21 protein-coding genes and 2 tRNA genes are annotated in these 18,117 nt (G+C 28.3%); 9 read left to right on the forward strand and 14 right to left on the reverse strand.

Features of this window, described 5'->3' with window-relative positions; translation table 11 throughout:
* Positions 1 to 108: 108 nt before the first annotated feature.
* Positions 109 to 180, forward strand: a tRNA-Thr gene (locus TX50_RS04595).
* Positions 181 to 414: 234 nt separating this feature from the next.
* Here the strand turns inward: TX50_RS04595 and TX50_RS04600 are convergent.
* Positions 415 to 663: a DUF1651 domain-containing protein gene (locus TX50_RS04600; protein ID WP_011132494.1), complete on the reverse strand. Its 249-nt coding sequence runs from the start codon at positions 661 to 663 to the stop codon at positions 415 to 417.
* Between the two features lie 264 nt (positions 664 to 927).
* Between TX50_RS04600 and TX50_RS09290 the strand changes: the two genes are divergently transcribed.
* From TX50_RS09290 to TX50_RS09700, 3 genes are all read left to right on the forward strand, one after another.
* Complete coding sequence (locus tag TX50_RS09290) at positions 928 to 1,113, forward strand: hypothetical protein (protein ID WP_071812976.1); 186 nt, start codon at positions 928 to 930, stop codon at positions 1,111 to 1,113.
* Between the two features lie 7 nt (positions 1,114 to 1,120).
* Positions 1,121 to 1,309 (forward strand): hypothetical protein, encoded by a 189-nt coding sequence (locus TX50_RS04605; RefSeq protein ID WP_036930458.1) that lies wholly within the window; start codon positions 1,121 to 1,123, stop codon positions 1,307 to 1,309.
* A gap of 116 nt (positions 1,310 to 1,425) precedes the next feature.
* Positions 1,426 to 1,569, forward strand: a complete 144-nt coding sequence (locus tag TX50_RS09700; protein ID WP_173028001.1) for a hypothetical protein — start codon at positions 1,426 to 1,428, stop codon at positions 1,567 to 1,569.
* Positions 1,570 to 1,676: 107 nt separating this feature from the next.
* On the opposite strand, the gene TX50_RS04610 is transcribed toward TX50_RS09700, so the two are convergent.
* The 4 genes from TX50_RS04610 to TX50_RS04625 form a co-directional block, all read right to left on the reverse strand.
* Positions 1,677 to 1,750 (reverse strand) — tRNA-Met (locus TX50_RS04610).
* Positions 1,751 to 2,264: 514 nt separating this feature from the next.
* A complete protein-coding gene (locus TX50_RS04615; protein ID WP_011132496.1) occupies positions 2,265 to 2,747 on the reverse strand; it encodes a tRNA (cytidine(34)-2'-O)-methyltransferase in 483 nt (160 codons plus the stop codon).
* Positions 2,748 to 2,750: 3 nt separating this feature from the next.
* Positions 2,751 to 3,299: a bifunctional adenosylcobinamide kinase/adenosylcobinamide-phosphate guanylyltransferase gene (locus TX50_RS04620; protein WP_011132497.1), complete on the reverse strand. Its 549-nt coding sequence runs from the start codon at positions 3,297 to 3,299 to the stop codon at positions 2,751 to 2,753.
* Between the two features lie 9 nt (positions 3,300 to 3,308).
* Positions 3,309 to 3,623 carry a hypothetical protein gene (locus TX50_RS04625; protein ID WP_011132498.1) on the reverse strand — a complete coding sequence of 105 codons (315 nt, stop codon included), beginning with the start codon at positions 3,621 to 3,623 and terminating at the stop codon, positions 3,309 to 3,311.
* A gap of 111 nt (positions 3,624 to 3,734) precedes the next feature.
* Between TX50_RS04625 and TX50_RS04630 the strand changes: the two genes are divergently transcribed.
* The gene (locus TX50_RS04630) at positions 3,735 to 4,361 is read left to right on the forward strand and encodes a cofactor assembly of complex C subunit B (protein ID WP_011132499.1); all 627 of its coding nucleotides are present in this window, start codon (positions 3,735 to 3,737) and stop codon (positions 4,359 to 4,361) included.
* Here TX50_RS04630 and lptC read toward each other — a convergent pair.
* The 5 genes from lptC to rpmG are packed head-to-tail and all read right to left on the reverse strand — an operon-like array spanning position 4,358 to position 8,220.
* Positions 4,358 to 4,984 (reverse strand): LPS export ABC transporter periplasmic protein LptC, encoded by a 627-nt coding sequence (gene lptC, locus TX50_RS04635; RefSeq protein WP_080503708.1) that lies wholly within the window; start codon positions 4,982 to 4,984, stop codon positions 4,358 to 4,360. The two genes, TX50_RS04630 and lptC, sit on opposite strands and share 4 nt — an antisense overlap.
* Complete coding sequence (gene metG / locus TX50_RS04640) at positions 4,977 to 6,512, reverse strand: methionine--tRNA ligase (RefSeq protein ID WP_011132501.1); 1,536 nt, start codon at positions 6,510 to 6,512, stop codon at positions 4,977 to 4,979. The genes lptC and metG overlap by 8 nt, the downstream gene beginning before the upstream one ends.
* A 59-nt stretch (positions 6,513 to 6,571) precedes the next feature.
* Positions 6,572 to 7,756, reverse strand: coding sequence for a ribonuclease catalytic domain-containing protein (locus TX50_RS04645; RefSeq protein WP_011132502.1), 1,185 nt, complete (start codon positions 7,754 to 7,756; stop codon positions 6,572 to 6,574).
* A 39-nt stretch (positions 7,757 to 7,795) separates the two neighbouring features.
* On the reverse strand, positions 7,796 to 8,017 hold the full coding sequence (gene rpsR / locus TX50_RS04650; protein ID WP_002806014.1) for a 30S ribosomal protein S18: 222 nt from the start codon (positions 8,015 to 8,017) through the stop codon (positions 7,796 to 7,798).
* An 8-nt stretch (positions 8,018 to 8,025) separates the two neighbouring features.
* A complete protein-coding gene (rpmG, locus tag TX50_RS04655) occupies positions 8,026 to 8,220 on the reverse strand; it encodes a 50S ribosomal protein L33 (protein WP_011132503.1) in 195 nt (64 codons plus the stop codon).
* Between the two features lie 101 nt (positions 8,221 to 8,321).
* On the opposite strand from rpmG, the gene pheT reads away from it, so the two are divergent.
* Together pheT and TX50_RS04665 are read left to right on the forward strand one after the other, a co-directional pair.
* Positions 8,322 to 10,787, forward strand: coding sequence for a phenylalanine--tRNA ligase subunit beta (gene pheT / locus TX50_RS04660; RefSeq protein WP_011132504.1), 2,466 nt, complete (start codon positions 8,322 to 8,324; stop codon positions 10,785 to 10,787).
* A 105-nt stretch (positions 10,788 to 10,892) separates the two neighbouring features.
* Positions 10,893 to 11,141 carry a hypothetical protein gene (locus tag TX50_RS04665; RefSeq protein ID WP_011132505.1) on the forward strand — a complete coding sequence of 83 codons (249 nt, stop codon included), beginning with the start codon at positions 10,893 to 10,895 and terminating at the stop codon, positions 11,139 to 11,141.
* 416 nt (positions 11,142 to 11,557) lie between these two features.
* On the opposite strand, the gene TX50_RS04670 is transcribed toward TX50_RS04665, so the two are convergent.
* Positions 11,558 to 12,571 carry a molecular chaperone DnaJ gene (locus TX50_RS04670; protein WP_011132506.1) on the reverse strand — a complete coding sequence of 338 codons (1,014 nt, stop codon included), beginning with the start codon at positions 12,569 to 12,571 and terminating at the stop codon, positions 11,558 to 11,560.
* Positions 12,572 to 12,714: 143 nt separating this feature from the next.
* Between TX50_RS04670 and TX50_RS09705 the strand changes: the two genes are divergently transcribed.
* Positions 12,715 to 12,891, forward strand: a complete 177-nt coding sequence (locus TX50_RS09705) for a hypothetical protein (RefSeq protein ID WP_173028003.1) — start codon at positions 12,715 to 12,717, stop codon at positions 12,889 to 12,891.
* A gap of 3 nt (positions 12,892 to 12,894) precedes the next feature.
* On the opposite strand, the gene TX50_RS04675 is transcribed toward TX50_RS09705, so the two are convergent.
* Both TX50_RS04675 and TX50_RS04680 read right to left on the reverse strand, forming a co-directional pair.
* Entirely contained in the window at positions 12,895 to 13,725 is an 831-nt protein-coding gene (locus tag TX50_RS04675; protein WP_011132507.1) for an ATP adenylyltransferase, read from the reverse strand.
* A gap of 57 nt (positions 13,726 to 13,782) precedes the next feature.
* Complete coding sequence (locus tag TX50_RS04680; protein WP_011132508.1) at positions 13,783 to 14,175, reverse strand: DUF2237 family protein; 393 nt, start codon at positions 14,173 to 14,175, stop codon at positions 13,783 to 13,785.
* 108 nt (positions 14,176 to 14,283) lie between these two features.
* Between TX50_RS04680 and TX50_RS04685 the strand changes: the two genes are divergently transcribed.
* Positions 14,284 to 14,505, forward strand: coding sequence for a hypothetical protein (locus TX50_RS04685; protein WP_011132509.1), 222 nt, complete (start codon positions 14,284 to 14,286; stop codon positions 14,503 to 14,505).
* 40 nt (positions 14,506 to 14,545) lie between these two features.
* Here TX50_RS04685 and metH read toward each other — a convergent pair whose 3' ends face one another.
* Positions 14,546 to 18,106: a methionine synthase gene (gene metH / locus TX50_RS04690; RefSeq protein WP_011132510.1), complete on the reverse strand. Its 3,561-nt coding sequence runs from the start codon at positions 18,104 to 18,106 to the stop codon at positions 14,546 to 14,548.
* Positions 18,107 to 18,117 lie beyond the last annotated feature (11 nt).

Genomic DNA, 18,117 nt, shown 5'->3' on the forward strand with positions numbered 1-18,117 from the left:
TTGTATGATGCCAAAAACTATAAATTGTATCTAGCTGTTCTTATTAAAACTATAGATTTATATTATGGTTGTATAACATAGTGCAATAAAGTATTAGTTATGTTCGATGCCGATATAGCTCAGCGGTAGAGCAACTGTCTCGTAAACAGTAGGTCATCGGTTCAATTCCGATTATCGGCATTTAAATTTCAGGTATTAGTAGTAATTGATTTTCGATATAAAGTAATACTTAATTATCTCTTTTTTTTTTAATTTTCAAAAGCTAAATCTTTTATCAGCAATATGAAAAATAAAATAATCCATAAACGGGAGCAGTCTAAATACACTTAGAGCTACTTAAGCTCATGCCATTTTAGGAGCTTATGTTGTTATGACTGCCAACTTTTGGAGTAATGCAAGTAGTACTAAAAATTTTTAAAAATAGCTCTTAAATATACTGGTCTTCCTCCATCCGTCCTCCAATAACTGCTTATATTCCTTTCTTGCATCTTCAATGGATTCTACTCTTGAACCTTTGATAACTGGTTTACTTGATCTTTTATATACACAAGCATATTTAATTTCCATTGCATTAATAGTGGGAGAAGGTTTACTAACATCCTCGAATGGCTTAAATATTTTTATTCGATCTCTCTTCTTATTTATTAAAGTAAATTCCTCCATATGAAGTTTGCTGAAATTAGCCCTCTTTATTTTTATAGCGATAGACTTTTAGAGTGGCAAGACAAGTCTCGTTTGAGATAGTCAAGAGACTCAAAAATAATAATTTTTTCTTGCTTTCTCGCGATCAGCATTTATTTTATCCATTTAAAAATTCAGTTGTTGATCCTCAATCCGTATATGGGAGTACCTCAAACCGTACATTTATTTTAGTCTGATGATTAGTCTTCCTAGTTAGAACATAGTAGTAGCAGTCATGAGTTCAAAATGTCCTCAACACCAATCAAATCTTGTAAAAAATATGTACTAAGTTACAAAGATTCATCAAACAGTACACATCAATTAGGATTCTATGCTCGCGATGCTTACGATTGCCTGATTCTTGCAAGAGAATTTAATTCTTACGTTCATGATCATCCACGATCGGTGGTCAGAATCCAACAAAAATTTTGAGATTATTATGAATTTAAAAACATCACCATCCGCAATTCAAGATAAGAAATTAAGGGATCTTGATCTTGCAAAAGAATATCCGACTCTTAAAGATTTAATGAAAGAACAGGGAGTTTCAAATGACTTATCAGATTACTGGGATAATGAATGTGAATTGAATCCATCCAACCCACATTGCTTGGAATACGACGATTAGCTCAATAGCGATCAGCCTCTTACTTAGTTCATATCAATTATTTTAGTATTTTCTACTTATTGAAACTAATAATTTTTCTAACTAGAATTCTAAAAATTATAAATTTGGGGAAATTTATGAGTGGAGATTATGAGACATTAGAAAAGAATCAACCTAAGATTTCTTATTTTAAAAAAAGATCAGAAGATACTACTTTATGGTTAAATGAAATGATTAATAAGATTGAAGATATGAAGAACAAAGTATCTGATGCTGCTTAATAAATGACGAATAAAGTCTAATCTCTTTTATATCTTTTCTTTTCCTTCAAATAAATGTAAGAAAAAATCTAAGATTAAAACTATTAACATCAAAAAGTTCATTAAAATGTCAATGGGCGGATTTGAACCGCCGACCGCGACGATATGAATGTCGTGCTCTAACCAACTGAGCTACATTGACGTGAATTATATCTTACTATTTCATTGCATTATTGAGCAATTATTTATTTAATTTCGACTGAATCAAAAAGTATATTTTTAAATTATTTTTTTTCAATCTTTGATATTTCTTTAAATATACGTCCATATCATTTCTAATATTATTCGCTGCTTTTACATTGTTTAGATGTTTCCATTCTTTTTCTGTAGCTTATCCCATAGCCCATGTATGACATAAATACATACTGACTGCTAATGAGTACCGTCTTCGTACTCTCTCAGTTTATCTCAGGTTCAGAAGCAATCTAATCTTGAATATAACTTCTATTCCTTTCATTTAACAATCCACCAATTGTAGTCTTTTTACGCAAATTCCTAAATAAGTTTGTCTGTTATCAAGATCCCATTGAATTGTATTATTTAATTAGCATATTAGTATTGCCTAGAATTCTAAAGTAATACTTATGATATTGATGAAATTATTCTAGTAAATGATATTTATCTATCCAACCTAAAAAGTTCAAGCATGAGTTGCCTTAGTTAGCATTTTTAGAATTTATCTGTTTATAAGCTTCATATATAGCTATTCCACACGCTACGGATAAATTTAGACTCCTTACACCTTTGGGATCATTATTCGATAACGCCACTTTGGGCATAAATATTGATATTAATGAATTACTAGCGTTAATAATATTATTAGGTAATCCAGTGTCTTCCCTACCAAATAATAATATATCGTCTTCGTGAAATCTAAAGTCTTTCAAGTAAACCCCATTTTTTTTGCTAAAGGCAATAATTCTTTTATTTTTTTTTGAATCTTTAAAGTTATTAAAGTTAGAATAATTTTTTAATTTTACTAACGGCCAATAATCTAGACCAGCTCTTTTTAAATATTTATCTTCTAATTTAAAACCTAAAGGCTCGATTAAATTTAATGTGATATCAAAAGCAGCACAAGTTCTGGCTATACTCCCTGTATTTTGAGGAATCCTTGGTTCAAAAAGTGAAATTTCCAATTTCTAAGTAGGTATTTCAATACTTATGTTATCTAGTTTTATAGCTCTACCATTCAAAGTAAGCCAATTCTCTAGAGAAATCTTAGTAATTCTTTTTTGAAGATCTCCAAGCCTCTCTATATATTTATTACCAATTTCATATTCTGAAACCAGACTCCAGCCTACTTGCTCTCCAACAATTAATGTTGTTTTAACCCTCATTACTAAAAGATCTAAAAGTGAATTAATCATTTTTTCCCATTCCTCATCATTTTTATTGATGCTCTCCATTATAAAACCGCCAATAGAATCAATCAGAATTGGACCGTTTTCATTTTTTAATGTATTAATTAGGTTATTTGTCTCAACTAATCCCCACTCCTTTGGCCTTCGTTTACGATGATTATTGATCTTTTTTTGCCAATTAATATCTTCGGGTCTTGATTCAGATAATGCTATGTATGTTATTTTACTAATTTTTTTACCCAAATATTCAGCAAATTGGCTCTTCCCACTCTTTGTACCACCGGTTATAAATATGATATTAGACGAAATATTATCCTTGACTTCCATAAAAAAATGTTATTTAGAGAAATACCACCATGTTGCAAGTGGTATTAATGTAGCCGCTACTAATAAGCCAATAACAATATAAATTGATGTTGATGAACTCTCGGCGTCAACATCCCTCATTGCATTAAAATTTGGATCCACTACTGGGTTATCAATAGAAGAAGGTTGACTTTTTTCGTAATTAATAATTGTTTTTTGTTGACCCACTATAAATAAATCACCAACGTTATTAAAACTTTCTGCATAAGTACTTATTGGTAGTGCAATGAAAAGAAAACCTATCATTACAATTGAAAAAAAAGGTTTATAAATAATTTTTTTCATTTTAGTTTTAGATTAATTATATAATAATAAACTATAAGCCTGAATTTCTTTGATATAAAAATCAAATATAATTATTAGAACTGATTTTTAAATTTACTATATTATATTTTCATGAATTTTAATGGTAAAACGTTAATCATTATTGGTTCTATTCTCTTTTTCTTTCAATTAGGGAATTTTTTTTCAATAGATTCAATTTCCCCAGCATTAGAAAGAGCACAAGTATTATCCGCTATATCATCTGTAATTATTGTATTAATAGGTTTTTTATTTAAGCAATTTAATCCAAATTTAGGAGATAAAGTTAAATTAAAAGGTGAAAATAAATTTATATTCGAGCCTGATATACCTCGGGATATTTTAGATGAATTGGCATGGGGCACAGAAGCAATATTAACTTCAACAGCCGCGGCTACGGTATTAATTCATAATGATGGTAAAAACATCTTAAAAAGAGGTATCACAACGAATAATGTTTTTAAACCTGGTGAAACTTGTAATAGATCTTTAAAAGATATGAAATTAATTTCATTAGCAAATACAAAATTTTATCCAGGAAGAGATGAATTTTTCAGTTTCTGCCCAAACGTACCTTCCATCTTAATAATTCCAATAAATAGTAAATCTTTCATTTTAATAGGAGGATGGAGTTATAGATGTTTTACTAAGTCAGATGAAAAATGGATTAATAATTGGTCTAAAAAAGTAAATAATATATTTATAAAAAATAGTTTTTAATAATATATTTTAGAACGAACTCTTGCTTCTTTTGATTTGAAATTTACAGATTTATTATCAATATTATAGTAAGCATTCTCAGAGTTGATTTCATATCCACTATCTTTGATATTGTCTTTAAATTTATATTTTACAGGATTAAAAAATTCAATAATATTGGTATTTTTTTTTAAAATTGCTTTATTCGAGCTTAATGTTACTAGACTATTTTCAAATTTAACATTTCCTATTAATAAATACTCAGAACTTTGAATATTCCAGGTAAAACTATTAGCTGTTAATTTATCCCCTTCTTGAATAATAGTTTTGACTAATACATTACCATCTAATTCTAATATTTTATTATTATTAGATAATTTTGAATTATCTGAATTTATTATATATTCAAGATTATTATCTTTGAATAAATTTATTGTTGTTTCTTTAAGATCAAATGAATTTCTCTCTTTATCGTAGTTAGAATGTGGACTTTTAATTGAAATCAATTTTTCTCCCTCTTTAGAGAATATATTCATATTCAAAGTATTAATACTTTGACTTAAATATTTCTCGTCTATTTCCTTATTCTTACATCCAATAATTATTATTGGTAATATCAGAAAAAGTTTATACCATTTATTCATATTCGAGCTTTTCTATTACTGGATTTGGTGCTGGTAAAATTGATTCATGTATTAATTTACCCCAATCTAATTGCTTTTTCCAAGATCCTTTTTCGTTATATAATAAACCGAGTTGCTGATCAATTTTTGAAGATAAATTAGGTAATATAGGTAATAATAATAAGCCAACTATTCTAGTACTTTCTAAAACATTATAAATAATATTGCTTACAAGAGGTATATTTTTTTCATCTTTAATTAATGTCCAAGGTTGTTTTTCATTAAGATACAAATTTGTATTAATTGCAAGACTAAGGATTACATTAGCTGCTAAATCTAATTCATAAGAATTAAAATGTCTAAAATAATTCTCAACTGTCTTTTTTGCATATAATTCCAGAGAATTATCTTTACTTAACATCTCATTACTTGGAACTCTATTATCAAACCATTTTCTAGACATCGAAGAGGTTCTATTTAATAAATTTCCAATTGTATTTGCCAAATCGTTATTGATGATATCCACGAATCTTTTATTTTGAAAATCACCATCTTGCCCCAATGTAATATCTTTTAGTAGATACCATCTAACAGCTTCTTTACCGTATTTTGATAATAAAATATCTGGATCTAATACATTTCCTAAGCTTTTACCCATTTTTTGTCCTTCTCTAGTAAGAAAACCATGACCATAAACCTTTTTAGGCACTTTCATACCGGCGGAAATTAGCATTGCAGGCCAATAGACTGCATGAAACCTGAGAATATCTTTACCTATTAAATGAATATCAGCAGGCCAACCATTATCAATTGATTCATCTAATGACGGTTCTTTCATATCAAGGCTTATCGCACTGACATAACCCAGCAAAGCATCAAACCAAACATAAAAAGTATGGTTATCAATATCTGGGACTGATATACCCCAAGATACATTTGTTCTTGATATTGAAAAATCTTTTAAACCTTTAGATACGAAATTGATAATTTCATTTCTTCTTTCTTTTGGCTGGATAAATGCAGGCTCTTTAATAAGTTCCTCTATTTGTGATTGATATTTTGACAACTTAAAAAAAAGATTTTCCTCATTTTTCCATTCCAAAGTTTTTTGATGAATAGGACATTTATGGGTTGGTGAATTATCTGGATTATCTTTAAATTCTTCACAACCAACGCAATACCAACCTTTTTGGACTCCCATGTAAATATCGTCTGATTTTTTTACTCTGTTGTAAAATTCTTTAACTATATATTCATGTTTTTGGGAACTTGTTCTTACGAATTTATTGTGTGTTATGTCCCAATTCTTCCAGTTTTGCTTAAATATATCTGAAATTTCATCACAATGAAATTGAGGTTCAACTCCTTTATTTTTTGCTGTTCTTTGAATCTTTAGACCATGTTCATCTACTCCGGTAATAAATATCACATCTGCTCCTGTAAGCCTCTTATACCTTGCTATTGAATCACAAATCAAAGTAGTATATATACTACCCAAATGAGGTTTATCGTTTACATAATATAACGGTGTAGTAATTACAAAACTCATAATATTTTTTCCTTATAATAACAATTATAAATTGTACAATAGGTCAGTAAAATTTTTATCTAGTGAATAAACTCTAATAAATTATTATTACTTATATTATATTTAACTTTATATATTTTATTAGTATAAGTTTCTACAGAAATAAAGAGTACAATCAATAGTTCCAATGAATATTCTGGAAAGTATACTAAAGCAATACCTTTTTTATTATTTATCCATTTTATAAAGATTATTTTATGGGATGTTTTTATTTCATTCTTAAAGAATATATTTAAATATTTTAATTTATCATTTTTGTAAATATTATTATTTTCTAATTGTTTAATTTTTGTGATATCTATTAATTCATTAATCTTATTATGACTTAATCTCTCAATATTATTTATATTATTAAAAACTTGTCTTTGAACAATTAAATCTAAATATCTTCTTAGTGGAGACGTACATTGAGTATACTTAAGTAGACCTAACGATTCATGTTTATTAGCCTTAGTAGTTATATAACTTTTACCCATATATTGCTTTAATATTGAATATTTTATATCACTATCTTTGTATCTTTCTAATATCTCTTCTGCATCACAATTGATTTTATGAGTTCTGTAGGGAGTAGCTATATTATTTTCAAATAAATATAAACTAGTGACATAACCCATTAGTATCATGGATTCAGATACAATGGAATGAGAAATACTTTTTTGTATATTAATAATTTCTACATTACCATTTTTAATATTAATTTTATAACCTGGAGTATCAAAAATAATTGCTCCTTGTTTCTTTCGATAATTAATACTATTAAGTAGTAAATTCTTAATTTCAACTATCTCAAATTCTTCTTTAGGTTCTAATTCAATAATTTCTTCTGCATCTTCATATAATAATTGATATTTTGGTTTTATTTTTGCCTCTACTATTTCATATTTATTAATTGAACCATCATCATTAAAGATAATTGAGGCACTTATTGTATCTGAAATTTTATTTTGATTTAAATTTGCTTTTTCTATAATTTCAGTTGGCAGCATAGGAATATATTGATTAATTAAGTAGAGGCTGCTACTTTTACTTCTTGCATCAATATCAATTTTTGAATCTGTTAAAAATAATTTGCATGGATTGCTAATATGTATCCATAATTTTTTTTTGTTTCCTTCAAATAATTCCAGGGAAAAAGCATCATCAACTTCTTTTGGATCCTTGGAATCAATTATAAAAGTTTTTAAATTAGTTAAATCTCTCAAATATTTAAAATATTATTCAAATAACTATTATTTATAAAATTATCCTTCAGGATTCACAAATGGCAATAAAGCAACAATTCTTGCTCTTTTTACTGCCAATGTTAAATCTCTTTGTTGTTTGGAGGTCAATCCAGTCATTCTTCTTGGTAATATCTTTCCTCTTTCAGTTATGAATTTTTTAAGAAGCTCAACGTCTTTATAATCGATTGGGTCACCAGGTTTAATTGGGGATAATTGTTTTTTAAAAATGGAATTTGGCATTGTTTTTCTTATTTAATTTCTTTGTGAATTGTCATTTTGTTTAGATGTGGATTGAATTTTTTAAGTTCTAATCTTTCAGTAGTATTCCTTTTGTTTTTTTCAGTTGTATATCTGGAAACACCATTAGATCTCCTTGGTTCTGAACTTGTTCTAGCTTCAGTACATTCTAAGGTTACGACAACTCTTGTACCTTTTTTCGCCATTTTGATTAATACGTTGTTGTATAATTTTCTATTGTACAACTTCAAGAAACTATTTTGCATATATTTGCTTTTCTTTTAGTATCATTAGACAAAAATAATAAATGAAGGTCTCTCAGAATTGGTTGAAATCTCTTGTAGAAATAAATACTACAGCACACGATTTATCGGAAAAATTATCAATAGGTGGTTTCGAAGTTGAGTCACTTGTTGATTGTTCAGAAAATGTAAAAGGTATAGTTCTTGGAAAGGTTTTGTCAGTAGTTAAGCATGAGAATTCAGATAAGTTATCTATATGCATTGTTGACATCGGAAGGTCTAATCCTTTACAAATTGTTTGTGGAGCAAAAAATGTAAAACAAAATATATATGTTTATGTAGCTACTGTTGGTACACATTTAAGTGCGATAAATTTAACTATTAAAAAGAGTGAAATAAGAGGTGTTTCTAGTGAAGGAATGATTTGTTCGCTAGAAGAATTAGGAATTGAAGATACTAGTGAGGGTATCGCCATTATTGATGAGGATATAGCTTTAAATCATAATTTAGGGACATCAGGAGCTGAATTACTTGATCTCAACGACTACATCTACGATTTAGCGATTACTGCAAATAGACCTGATGGCATGTCTGTAGTTGGAATTGCAAGAGAAATATCTGCTCTTTTGGAAACTAAGTTAAACTTTCCAGGTTTAAAAACTAGGTATAAAACAAATGTTTATAAAAATTTTAATCTCTGCCCTGAGGCAATCTCAAAAAATTGTCTTTATTCAATAAGCAATATTGAGTCTGTCAATGGGAAGCAATTATCTCCGGGATGGCTCAAAGATCGTTTAGATAAATCAGGGATTAAATCTATTAATCTTTTGGTAGACATAACTAACTACATTCTTTTAGAACAAGGACAACCATTACATGCATTTGATAAAGACAAATTATCTAATTTAATTGGCCGAAAGGTTTCATATGAGGATTTCTCGGTTAGAAAGGCAAATAATAATGAAAGTCTTTTGTGTTTGAATGGCGAGAATTATAAATTAAATGAAAATATAACTATCATCGCTTGTGACGATAAACCAGTCGCTATAGCAGGTGTAATTGGTGGTTTGGAAACAGCTGTAAATGAGGACACTTCTTCAATTTATCTTGAAGGAGCAGTTTTTAATCCTGTTATTATTAGAAAATCATCTAAAGTAATAGGAATTAGAACAGAATCAAGTAGCAGATATGAAAAAGGAATTTCCTATAAAAATACTTTAGATTCAGTTACCCGCGCTATTAATATCTTAGAAGAATACTTTAATATTACGAGTCCAATAATTAATACTTCCACTGAGCTGGATTTAAAAAAAATATTAATACCTTTGAGAAGGGAAAGAATTAAAAAAATACTTGGTCCAATTGTAATTAGAAATGAAAATTACGAGAATAATAGTAAATTGGAAAAAAGATATTTAACAGATACAGAAATAACAGAGAAATTAAAGCTAATAGGATGCACTTTAAACATAAAGGAATATGGATGGGATGTAGAAATTATTCCCAACAGGTCCCAAGATTTATTACGAGAAATTGATTTAATAGAGGAAATTGCAAGGTTAATCGGTTATGACATGTTTGATTTGAATTTACCAAATCCCATAAAACCAGGAAAGCTTTCTTCATTTCAAATAGCATTAAGGAAATTAAAAACCGGATTAATAGTTAATGGATTTAACGAAGTATTGTCTTATTCTCTCGTTCCAGAAAGTAAGAATAATTTAATAAAGATTTCAAATCCATTACTGTTGGAAACAAGTTGTTTAAGAGATAATATTTGGAAAGAGCATATTAATATATGTAATCAAAATATCAAGTCAGGACATGAATATTGTTGGATATTTGAAGTTGGAAATATTTTTCATAAAAAACCTGATTTTTCACAAGAGGAAATTTTAAATGGAGCTATTTATGGAAATAATAAATTTGAACAATGGTTAGGCTCAAATAAAGATAATAATATGACTTATTACGAGGCCAGAGGAAAGTTAAAGGAAGCATTATCAATATTAAATTTAAATATAGAAGATAAACCAACTGATACTATAGATTTTCTTCATCCAGGCAGATCATCTAGATTATTTACTGAAGGTAATGAAGTTGGATATTTTGGTGAAATCCATCCAAATTTAATTTCTAATAAAATAGCATTAAAAAAAATGTATTTATTTAGTTTAAAAATAAACAGTATCTTACAAGCAAGCACTAGAAAAAATAAATGGATAACAGTTTATAAACAATTCCCAACAGTTCCCAAAATGGAGCGTGATATTAATTTTATATTCAATAAAAAATACTTAGTAAGTGAGATAATTTCACAAATAAAAAAATCTGGTACAAAATTATTGGAAAATGTTAATTTAATTGATGTTTATGATGATGATAGTTTTGGTAAAGAATTTATAAGCTACACATTTAGATTGTCTTATAGAGATTCTGAAAAAACATTATTAGATTCTGACATAGGATATCTTCACGATAGTGTTGTTGAAATAATTGAAAAAAAATTCAGCACTAAATTAAGAGATTAATTGTATTGCTATTCTCGTATTAGACTTATTATTAGTCTGCATATAAGTCTTAAATGAGACGTATAGTATTCGTGTAAATCTAAACCATCATATATAATAGTACTCATGATTAATATTATCTCATTTTTGTTATCCTCTGTGCTTTGGGTACAAGTTCCTCAATGGTCGGATGATTGGTCCAAATGTGCTGTCGATGTCCCTGATTCTTCATGTCATTGGTACATAACAGCCCCAGATAATACATTTGGAGATGGATTTGACTGGGCAAGCGCCCCTTGGTTTGACGCTAACGGCTTGAGCGATGTTCCTAGCATCGAAAAGGAAACAGCTCTTCAAAAGCTGCAAATAAAGTAGTACTGTCTTTAAGGCAGCACATCATAACTTAAACTTAAGTTATATCAAGGTCTTTTGAATAAAAAATTAGGACTGGACAAACAAAGGACAATAAATAATAGAATTAGTATGTATATATTGTCTTATATAAGATTCATCAATAGACTATTCATAAGTCCAGGATAAGATTAGTAATACTTTAAAAAATTTTTATTCAACTCTTCTACATAGGAAGGGGTTGGGAACTGTGTTTTATTAAGTCTTATATAAGAATTTTAATACAGCCTTTTTTTAATAAATATGCATCATTTGATATGCATTTCTCATAAAAGCAAGAATTACTTAGCCAGAAATATTTTATTTAATATTAAATCTTTTAAGTCTTATTTAAGACTTTTATTTAGACCTGCTTCAAGTCTTATGTAAGATTATTAATACTATTGTCTATACATATTTTTAAGTAATTGATATGCATCATTTAATTTCCTCATCTCATCAGTAGATCCACCAGAATCTGGATGGGTTTCTAAAGCTTTAATTTTATATGCTTCTCGTATTTTATTTAATGTATGTGCTGACCCCGCGGCGGTGGATAACTTTAATAATTTTAGAGCTCCATGAACAGTCATTGTTGAATCAAGTGCTTCAAATGAATTTCCTTTATTTTTTCTTTTAAACCTACTTATAAATCTTCTTACTAATGTTGGGACCCTATTTATTAAATCAGATGTTGCAAATGGATCTTCTAATACACCTATCATTAAAATAACTAACTCTAAGGAAGGAGTTTGTTTTATCCAAAAAGGGCATAAATCCGACATTAATTTATTTGCAGCACTCCAAGTGAATGGCAACTGCTCGGTTCCATCAATATTTGGCCAAATATCTATACAAAACCAATCAATAGATGCTTCTACTACTTGTTCATTTGGAATTGATCCATATAGGTTTTTCCAATGGCTTATAATTTCAATCCGACATTTAATTAAATCATTTTCCTTAATTGTATTAATTTGAATATCATTAATTTTTTGTTTTGTCTTTTCAATATTTATACTTCTTCTCAGATTTTTAACTTTTTTTCCAACAAAATTAGGTAGGTTGATGTTTAAGTTTGGTTTTTCAATAACTTCTTTATTATTTAAAAGAAGTTTTTCTTCGGATTCTTTACTATTACTCTCATCCTTATCAGATTTAATAAGGACTAAAGCACTCTTTTCATCAAAGTTAGAGTATTCATTAATATCCCCCTTTTCGCTGTAATCAATTGTCTGTTGTTGACTTTTAGGTAATAATTCTTCTTCTTGAAGAATTTCTGTAAGCAACTTTTCTATTACAGGACCTCTTGCTCTAAAACCCCATTCTTTTCGTAATTGATCAAACCTAGAAACTAACTCTTCTGGCAAATCAATTGAAATTCTTTTTGTATTTGAATTCTCAGAATTACTCAATTAATCTTTTTTTTTATAATAGAACAAAAATATTAATTGTATTCATATTATGAAAGTCTAAATAATTATATTGTCTTTAAATCAAAATCTTGCTTTTTATAAGTCACGTCTCAACAAGATAAATTTTTATAATAAAAATAAAAATGTTTTACTGTAACTTTAAATCCTCAGAAGAAAAAAAGTCTTTTTATCAAAAAAAGAAATTAGAAATGCTTAACTATATCAAGGATTCACTTGAAAGAAAAATTGCATCAGTAAGTGCTTCAATAGAAGTTCTAGAAAATCAAATTTCCAGAGACAAAGTTGAAGTTAGTAATTAATTTTCAGACAAAATTTTCAAGAAGTTTCTCTGGTCCATATTTCTTTAAATAATTAATATTAGATTTTTCTGTGACTAGTAAGTATCCTGCAAAACCCAACCCATTAACACTAAAGCCATGGACGTGATCATATTTTCTTTTAATTATGGCTATCCAATTATTTGTAATTAAAATATTGTAAGGAAATCTTGGTTTTTCATCATCAATTGGATTTCCTAAACCAATTTTGTTTGAAAGTTCTAAGTATAAATTATAAATATTTATTGAATTATTTAAAAAGTTAAATTTTGAGACAACAGTATTTTTCTTAAGCTTGCTATCTTGATCATTATTATTTTCAAAATCTAAAAACCACTTCTCTCTTGGACAAATAATTTCACCATGATCTCTTCTTAAAAGCTGAAAATGCCTATGAGGTTGACTTGCTCCTGCTATGGGAGAACTATTAAAAAACCATAGGCCACTTGTATCTTCATTTACCATTTGTATAGCTATCCAATCATTAATATCTAACCATCCATCTTGAGGTCTCCAAGTATTTGTTATTAGTAAAATATGACCTTTTTGTACAGGATATTTATTTAGTATTAGTTGATGATTAGTTCCAACTTTGTCAACTTCAAGTATCTTATCCCATGGGTTAAATGGATTCTGATTTGGACCATAATTATTTTTTTTCGTAAATCTTGAAGTATCAAGTTCTCTAATTATAAAATCATTTTTATTGTAATATTCCCTAGTTACAACAGTCGTTTTTAAAGGAAATAAGCCGTTATTGGTAATAGATAAATGAGTTTGATCTAATGCTTTAACCCAATATTTTTCATTTCTCATTTATATAAATAGAAATAAAATCTCATAATCATTTTAAAAAACATAATTAATTTGGAATTATTTTTTATTAAATTGATATTCTTTTAATTTTTCTAACGATACAGATTCTAAAACTTTTATATTTGTTGCTTCTAAAATAACCATAGGTGCTAAGCCATCAAGCAATGCCTGTCTCCACCTATCTAAACAAATACACCAATGATCTCCATCCTTCAAGCCTGGGAATGAATACATTGGCATAGGTGTTATTAAATCATTACCTTGAGACTTACTATATTTAAGGAAATTATCATCCATTATGCAGCAAATTGAATGATTTCCTCCATCATTTGAATCGTATTTGCAATATCCATCTCGAAACCAACCTGTAAGAGGTTTGCAACTGCATACCTCGAGCTTTTGTCCTAAAACATTTAAATGTTCATTATTTTTTTGACTTTCTTTATTCATTTTTAGATAATTTATTTAAATAATAATAAATACTCATACATTTCTTAAAAAAGGGTTGACGAATATGGGGGGTAAAGAGGTAATAATTTTAATAAGGTTTTTTTCATTATGGATTGGGACTTCACTGAAAACATAGCATTTAAATCCCTAATTGAAGCTTTTAAAGAATGTGATGAAACATCAGCAACTGAATTCTTGGCGAGTGATGGGGCATCATATTATTTAGAATTAATTCAAGACGCTGCGGGTGATGGCATCGATATAAGTGATTCTGAAATTATGGAAGAACTTCAAGAAGAAATTATAGATTATCTTGAAAATAATCTATAATCTATTATCTATAATCTATAATGTATAATTTATAATTTATTTAGGCACTAAAATATTTTGCTTTTGAATGAAGTGAAATTATAGCAGTAGTACTTTGTTCAGGATGTAATTGCTCTGATTCATCCATTGTTAAATTAATCCTTTTTGTATCCAATAATGATAACTGTATATTTGAATCAGAAACTTTAGGACAAGCTGGATAACCAAATGAGTATCTAGCTCCTCTATATTTTTGAGCTAATATATCACGGTTATTGTTTGGCTCATATGATTTAAATCCGCATTCAATTCTTACTATTGAATGAACATATTCTGCAAGAGCTTCTGCTAATTGAACGGTTAAACCATGAAATATTAAATAATCACTATATTTATCAGCTTTAAATAATTCTTGGGAATATTCGCTAGCTATTTCCCCCATTGTTACTGCTTGCATTGGAAATATATCTACTGGATCATTATTTTTAAGATCACAGTAAAAATCTGCAATACAAAGATTATTTCCCGATTTTTGTCTAGGAAAGTTAAATTCAGAAATTCTTTTATTTGATACATTATCAAAGAGATAAATACTATTATCATTCCTCCCGCAACGGAAGTAGCCATAGACTACTTTTGGTGAAATTAAGCCTTTATCTAAAATAATATTAATCCATTTTTCAAGTAATGGATTTGCATATGAATCTAAATAATTATTGTATTCTTCTACTGATTGACCTTTATTTTTTTTAATTTGCCATTGACCACTAAATAATGCTTTTTTATCTAGATAAAAAATTAGTTTGTCAAAGTCTATTTCAATATCTTGAAGAACTCTAGTTCCCAAAAATGGAGCCTTTATAGGTTCCTCTTCCTCTACAAAATTAGATCTATTAAAATTCTCAATTAATTGAATACTTTTGGTTTTTTCAAAATTTTTATTTAAATTTTTATCTTTAGCGGAAGACCTTGGGGAAGCTAATTTAATTTGAATATCATCAGTATTAGTAAAACCATTTTCATTAGACCAATTGCCCTTCTTTTTACTATCCATATAGTCATTCATAAATTGTAAATCTGTAAAAGCATCTTTCCCATACAAAATTTTACCTTTATATATCTGACTACAATCTTCATTCACAAATTTTGGAGTTAATGCTGCACCTCCAAGAATAACTGGAACATTAATTTCAGCATTGTTAAATGCTTCTAAATTATCCTTCATAAATGCTGTAGATTTAACAAGTAAACCACTCATAGCAATACAGTCTGCTTTATGTTTTTTTTGTGCATCAATAATCGCTGAAACATCTTGCTTAATTCCAAGGTTGATTACATCAAAACCATTATTTGAGAGAATTATATCAACTAAATTTTTACCTATATCATGAACATCTCCTTTAACAGTTGCTATTAGTAATTTTCCGTTAGATATTTTTTCATCTACTGTTTCCATATGAGGTTCAAGCACTGAAACAGCAAATTTCATTGTTTCCGCTGATTGCAATACAAAAGGTAATTGCATTTGGCCGGATCCAAATAGTTCACCGACTACTTTCATTCCATCTAATAAATAAGTATTAATTATTTCAAGTGGTTTGTACTTTTTAAGCGCATTATTTAATTGTTCTTCTAAACCTATTTTTTCCCCATCTACAATATGGTTTTTAAGTTTTTCTTCTAAGGTGAGGTTTTTGTTTGAAGTAGATCCTTTTTTAAAGTCACTGATTGTTATATCTTGGAATGCTTTTGTTAGTTCAACTAATGGATCATATATACATATTTCATTTTCGAAATTTCTTCTGTCATAAATTAAATCTAAACATAATTTTTTTGTTTCCGCAGATATTTTTGAAAGAGGCAATATTTTATTTGGTGCAATAATCGCTGAATCTAATCCTGCCTTTATACATTCATCGAGAAATATTGAATTTAGATTAATTCTTGATAATGGTGAAAGCCCGAAACTAATATTAGATATCCCTAAAATAATATGAATATCTGGAAAGCTTTTTCTTATTTTTGATATAGCTTCAATAGTTGCTTTAGCATTTAATCTATCTTCTTCAATTCCAGTAGATATTGGCAATGCTAGAGGATCAAAAAATATCTCATAATCAGCGAGGCCACTTGATCTAGTTTTAATTAATGCTCTTTTTGCAATGTCATATTTTTTCTGTGATGTTCTTGCCATTCCATCTTCATCAATAGTTCCAATTACTATTCCAGCACCATAATCTAATGCAAGTCTTAAGACCTGATTAAATCTGTCATCTCCATCTTCGTAGTTTGTTGAATTTATAATGCATTTTCCTCCTACAGTCTTTAATCCACTTTCCATTTTATCTGCTTCTGTTGAATCTATCATTAATGGAAGATTTATATTTGTAACTAATCTTGAGGTAATTTCTTTCATATCTTTAACTCCATCTCTTCCTACATAATCAACATTGACATCTAGTATGTGAGCATTTTCTTTTTGCTGTTGTTTAGCAATTGATAGCAGGCCGTCCCAATCATCTTCATTTAGTAATTCCCTTACTTTTTTTGATCCACTAGCATTTAAACGTTCTCCAACTATTAATATTGAGTTATCTTGTTTATATGGAACTGCGTTATATATAGAAGCTGCTGAAGGAACAAAATTTGTTTTTACAGTAGGAAGTCTTTTATTTATTTTTTTATCAACTATTTCCTCAATGATTGATGATAAATGCTTGATATGTTCAGGAGTAGTACCACAACATCCGCCAATAAGTTGTACGTTAAAATCATAAATAAAGTTCATTAACTGCATTTTCAACTCCAATGGAGTTAATTTATAGTGAGCAACACCTCCTATATTTTCAGGTAATCCTGCATTAGGTATACAACTAATTGCAAAAGGTGAATTTTCAGCTAAATACTTAATATGTTCTTTCATTTGAACTGGACCAGTTGCACAATTCAGTCCCAGAATATCAATATTGTATGGCTCTAATATTGTTAATGCAGAAGCTATATCTGACCCGACAAGCATCGTTCCTGTGGTTTCCATAGTTATGGATATCATTATTGGTAATTCAATATTCCTGTTTTTAATAACTTCTTGAGAAGCAGATAATGCTGATTTTATTTGTAAAACATCTTGGCATGTTTCAATCAATAGAAGGTCAATACCTCCGTCAATTAGACCATTTATTTGTTCTTCATATGAATCTTTAAGCTTATCAAAACTAATATGACCTAATGTTGGTAATTTTGTAGTTGGCCCAATTGATCCAGCGACAAATCTAGGAGTATTAATAGATGAAAATAAATTTGCACATTTTTTAGCTATCTGAGCTGCTTTTTTATTGATTTCATAAGCTTTATTAGAAATACTATATTCGTCTAAAACAATAGATGAAGCACCAAATGTATTGGTTTCAATTACATGACAACCTGCTTCAAGAAATGAATTATGTACTTGTTCAACAGTATTAGGAGAGGATAGAACTAAGTTTTCATTGCAACCCTCTAAATCATCTCCACCAAAATCATGTGATGATAAATTTAAATTTTGAAAAGAAGTACCTGTCCCACCATCGAAAATAATAATTGGTTTATCATCTCTATTTAAATAATTTCTAAATGAAACCATAATTTAAAAGA

Origin of the sequence: Prochlorococcus marinus subsp. pastoris str. CCMP1986, from assembly GCF_000011465.1 — a bacterium.
In the GTDB taxonomy this organism is placed as follows: domain Bacteria; phylum Cyanobacteriota; class Cyanobacteriia; order PCC-6307; family Cyanobiaceae; genus Prochlorococcus_A; species Prochlorococcus_A pastoris.

Bases quoted from the DNA above. Each gene is read 5' to 3' on its own strand.
- rpmG (WP_011132503.1), bottom strand. From the start codon at position 8,220: ATGGCGAAAAAAGGTACAAGAGTTGTCGTAACCTTAGAATGTACTGAA.
- TX50_RS04630 (WP_011132499.1), top strand. From the start codon at position 3,735: ATGAATTTTAATGGTAAAACGTTAATCATTATTGGTTCTATTCTCTTT.
- rpsR (WP_002806014.1), bottom strand. From the start codon at position 8,017: ATGCCAAATTCCATTTTTAAAAAACAATTATCCCCAATTAAACCTGGT.
- TX50_RS04605 (WP_036930458.1), top strand. From the start codon at position 1,121: ATGAATTTAAAAACATCACCATCCGCAATTCAAGATAAGAAATTAAGG.
- metG (WP_011132501.1), bottom strand. From the start codon at position 6,512: ATGAGTTTTGTAATTACTACACCGTTATATTATGTAAACGATAAACCT.
- TX50_RS04680 (WP_011132508.1), bottom strand. From the start codon at position 14,175: ATGAATAAAGAAAGTCAAAAAAATAATGAACATTTAAATGTTTTAGGA.
- TX50_RS04675 (WP_011132507.1), bottom strand. From the start codon at position 13,725: ATGAGAAATGAAAAATATTGGGTTAAAGCATTAGATCAAACTCATTTA.
- TX50_RS09290 (WP_071812976.1), top strand. From the start codon at position 928: ATGTCCTCAACACCAATCAAATCTTGTAAAAAATATGTACTAAGTTAC.
- lptC (WP_080503708.1), bottom strand. From the start codon at position 4,984: ATGAATAAATGGTATAAACTTTTTCTGATATTACCAATAATAATTATT.
- TX50_RS09700 (WP_173028001.1), top strand. From the start codon at position 1,426: ATGAGTGGAGATTATGAGACATTAGAAAAGAATCAACCTAAGATTTCT.
- TX50_RS04600 (WP_011132494.1), bottom strand. From the start codon at position 663: ATGGAGGAATTTACTTTAATAAATAAGAAGAGAGATCGAATAAAAATA.
- TX50_RS09705 (WP_173028003.1), top strand. From the start codon at position 12,715: ATGTTTTACTGTAACTTTAAATCCTCAGAAGAAAAAAAGTCTTTTTAT.
- TX50_RS04665 (WP_011132505.1), top strand. From the start codon at position 10,893: ATGATTAATATTATCTCATTTTTGTTATCCTCTGTGCTTTGGGTACAA.
- TX50_RS04625 (WP_011132498.1), bottom strand. From the start codon at position 3,623: ATGAAAAAAATTATTTATAAACCTTTTTTTTCAATTGTAATGATAGGT.
- pheT (WP_011132504.1), top strand. From the start codon at position 8,322: ATGAAGGTCTCTCAGAATTGGTTGAAATCTCTTGTAGAAATAAATACT.
- TX50_RS04685 (WP_011132509.1), top strand. From the start codon at position 14,284: ATGGATTGGGACTTCACTGAAAACATAGCATTTAAATCCCTAATTGAA.
- TX50_RS04620 (WP_011132497.1), bottom strand. From the start codon at position 3,299: ATGGAAGTCAAGGATAATATTTCGTCTAATATCATATTTATAACCGGT.
- metH (WP_011132510.1), bottom strand. From the start codon at position 18,106: ATGGTTTCATTTAGAAATTATTTAAATAGAGATGATAAACCAATTATT.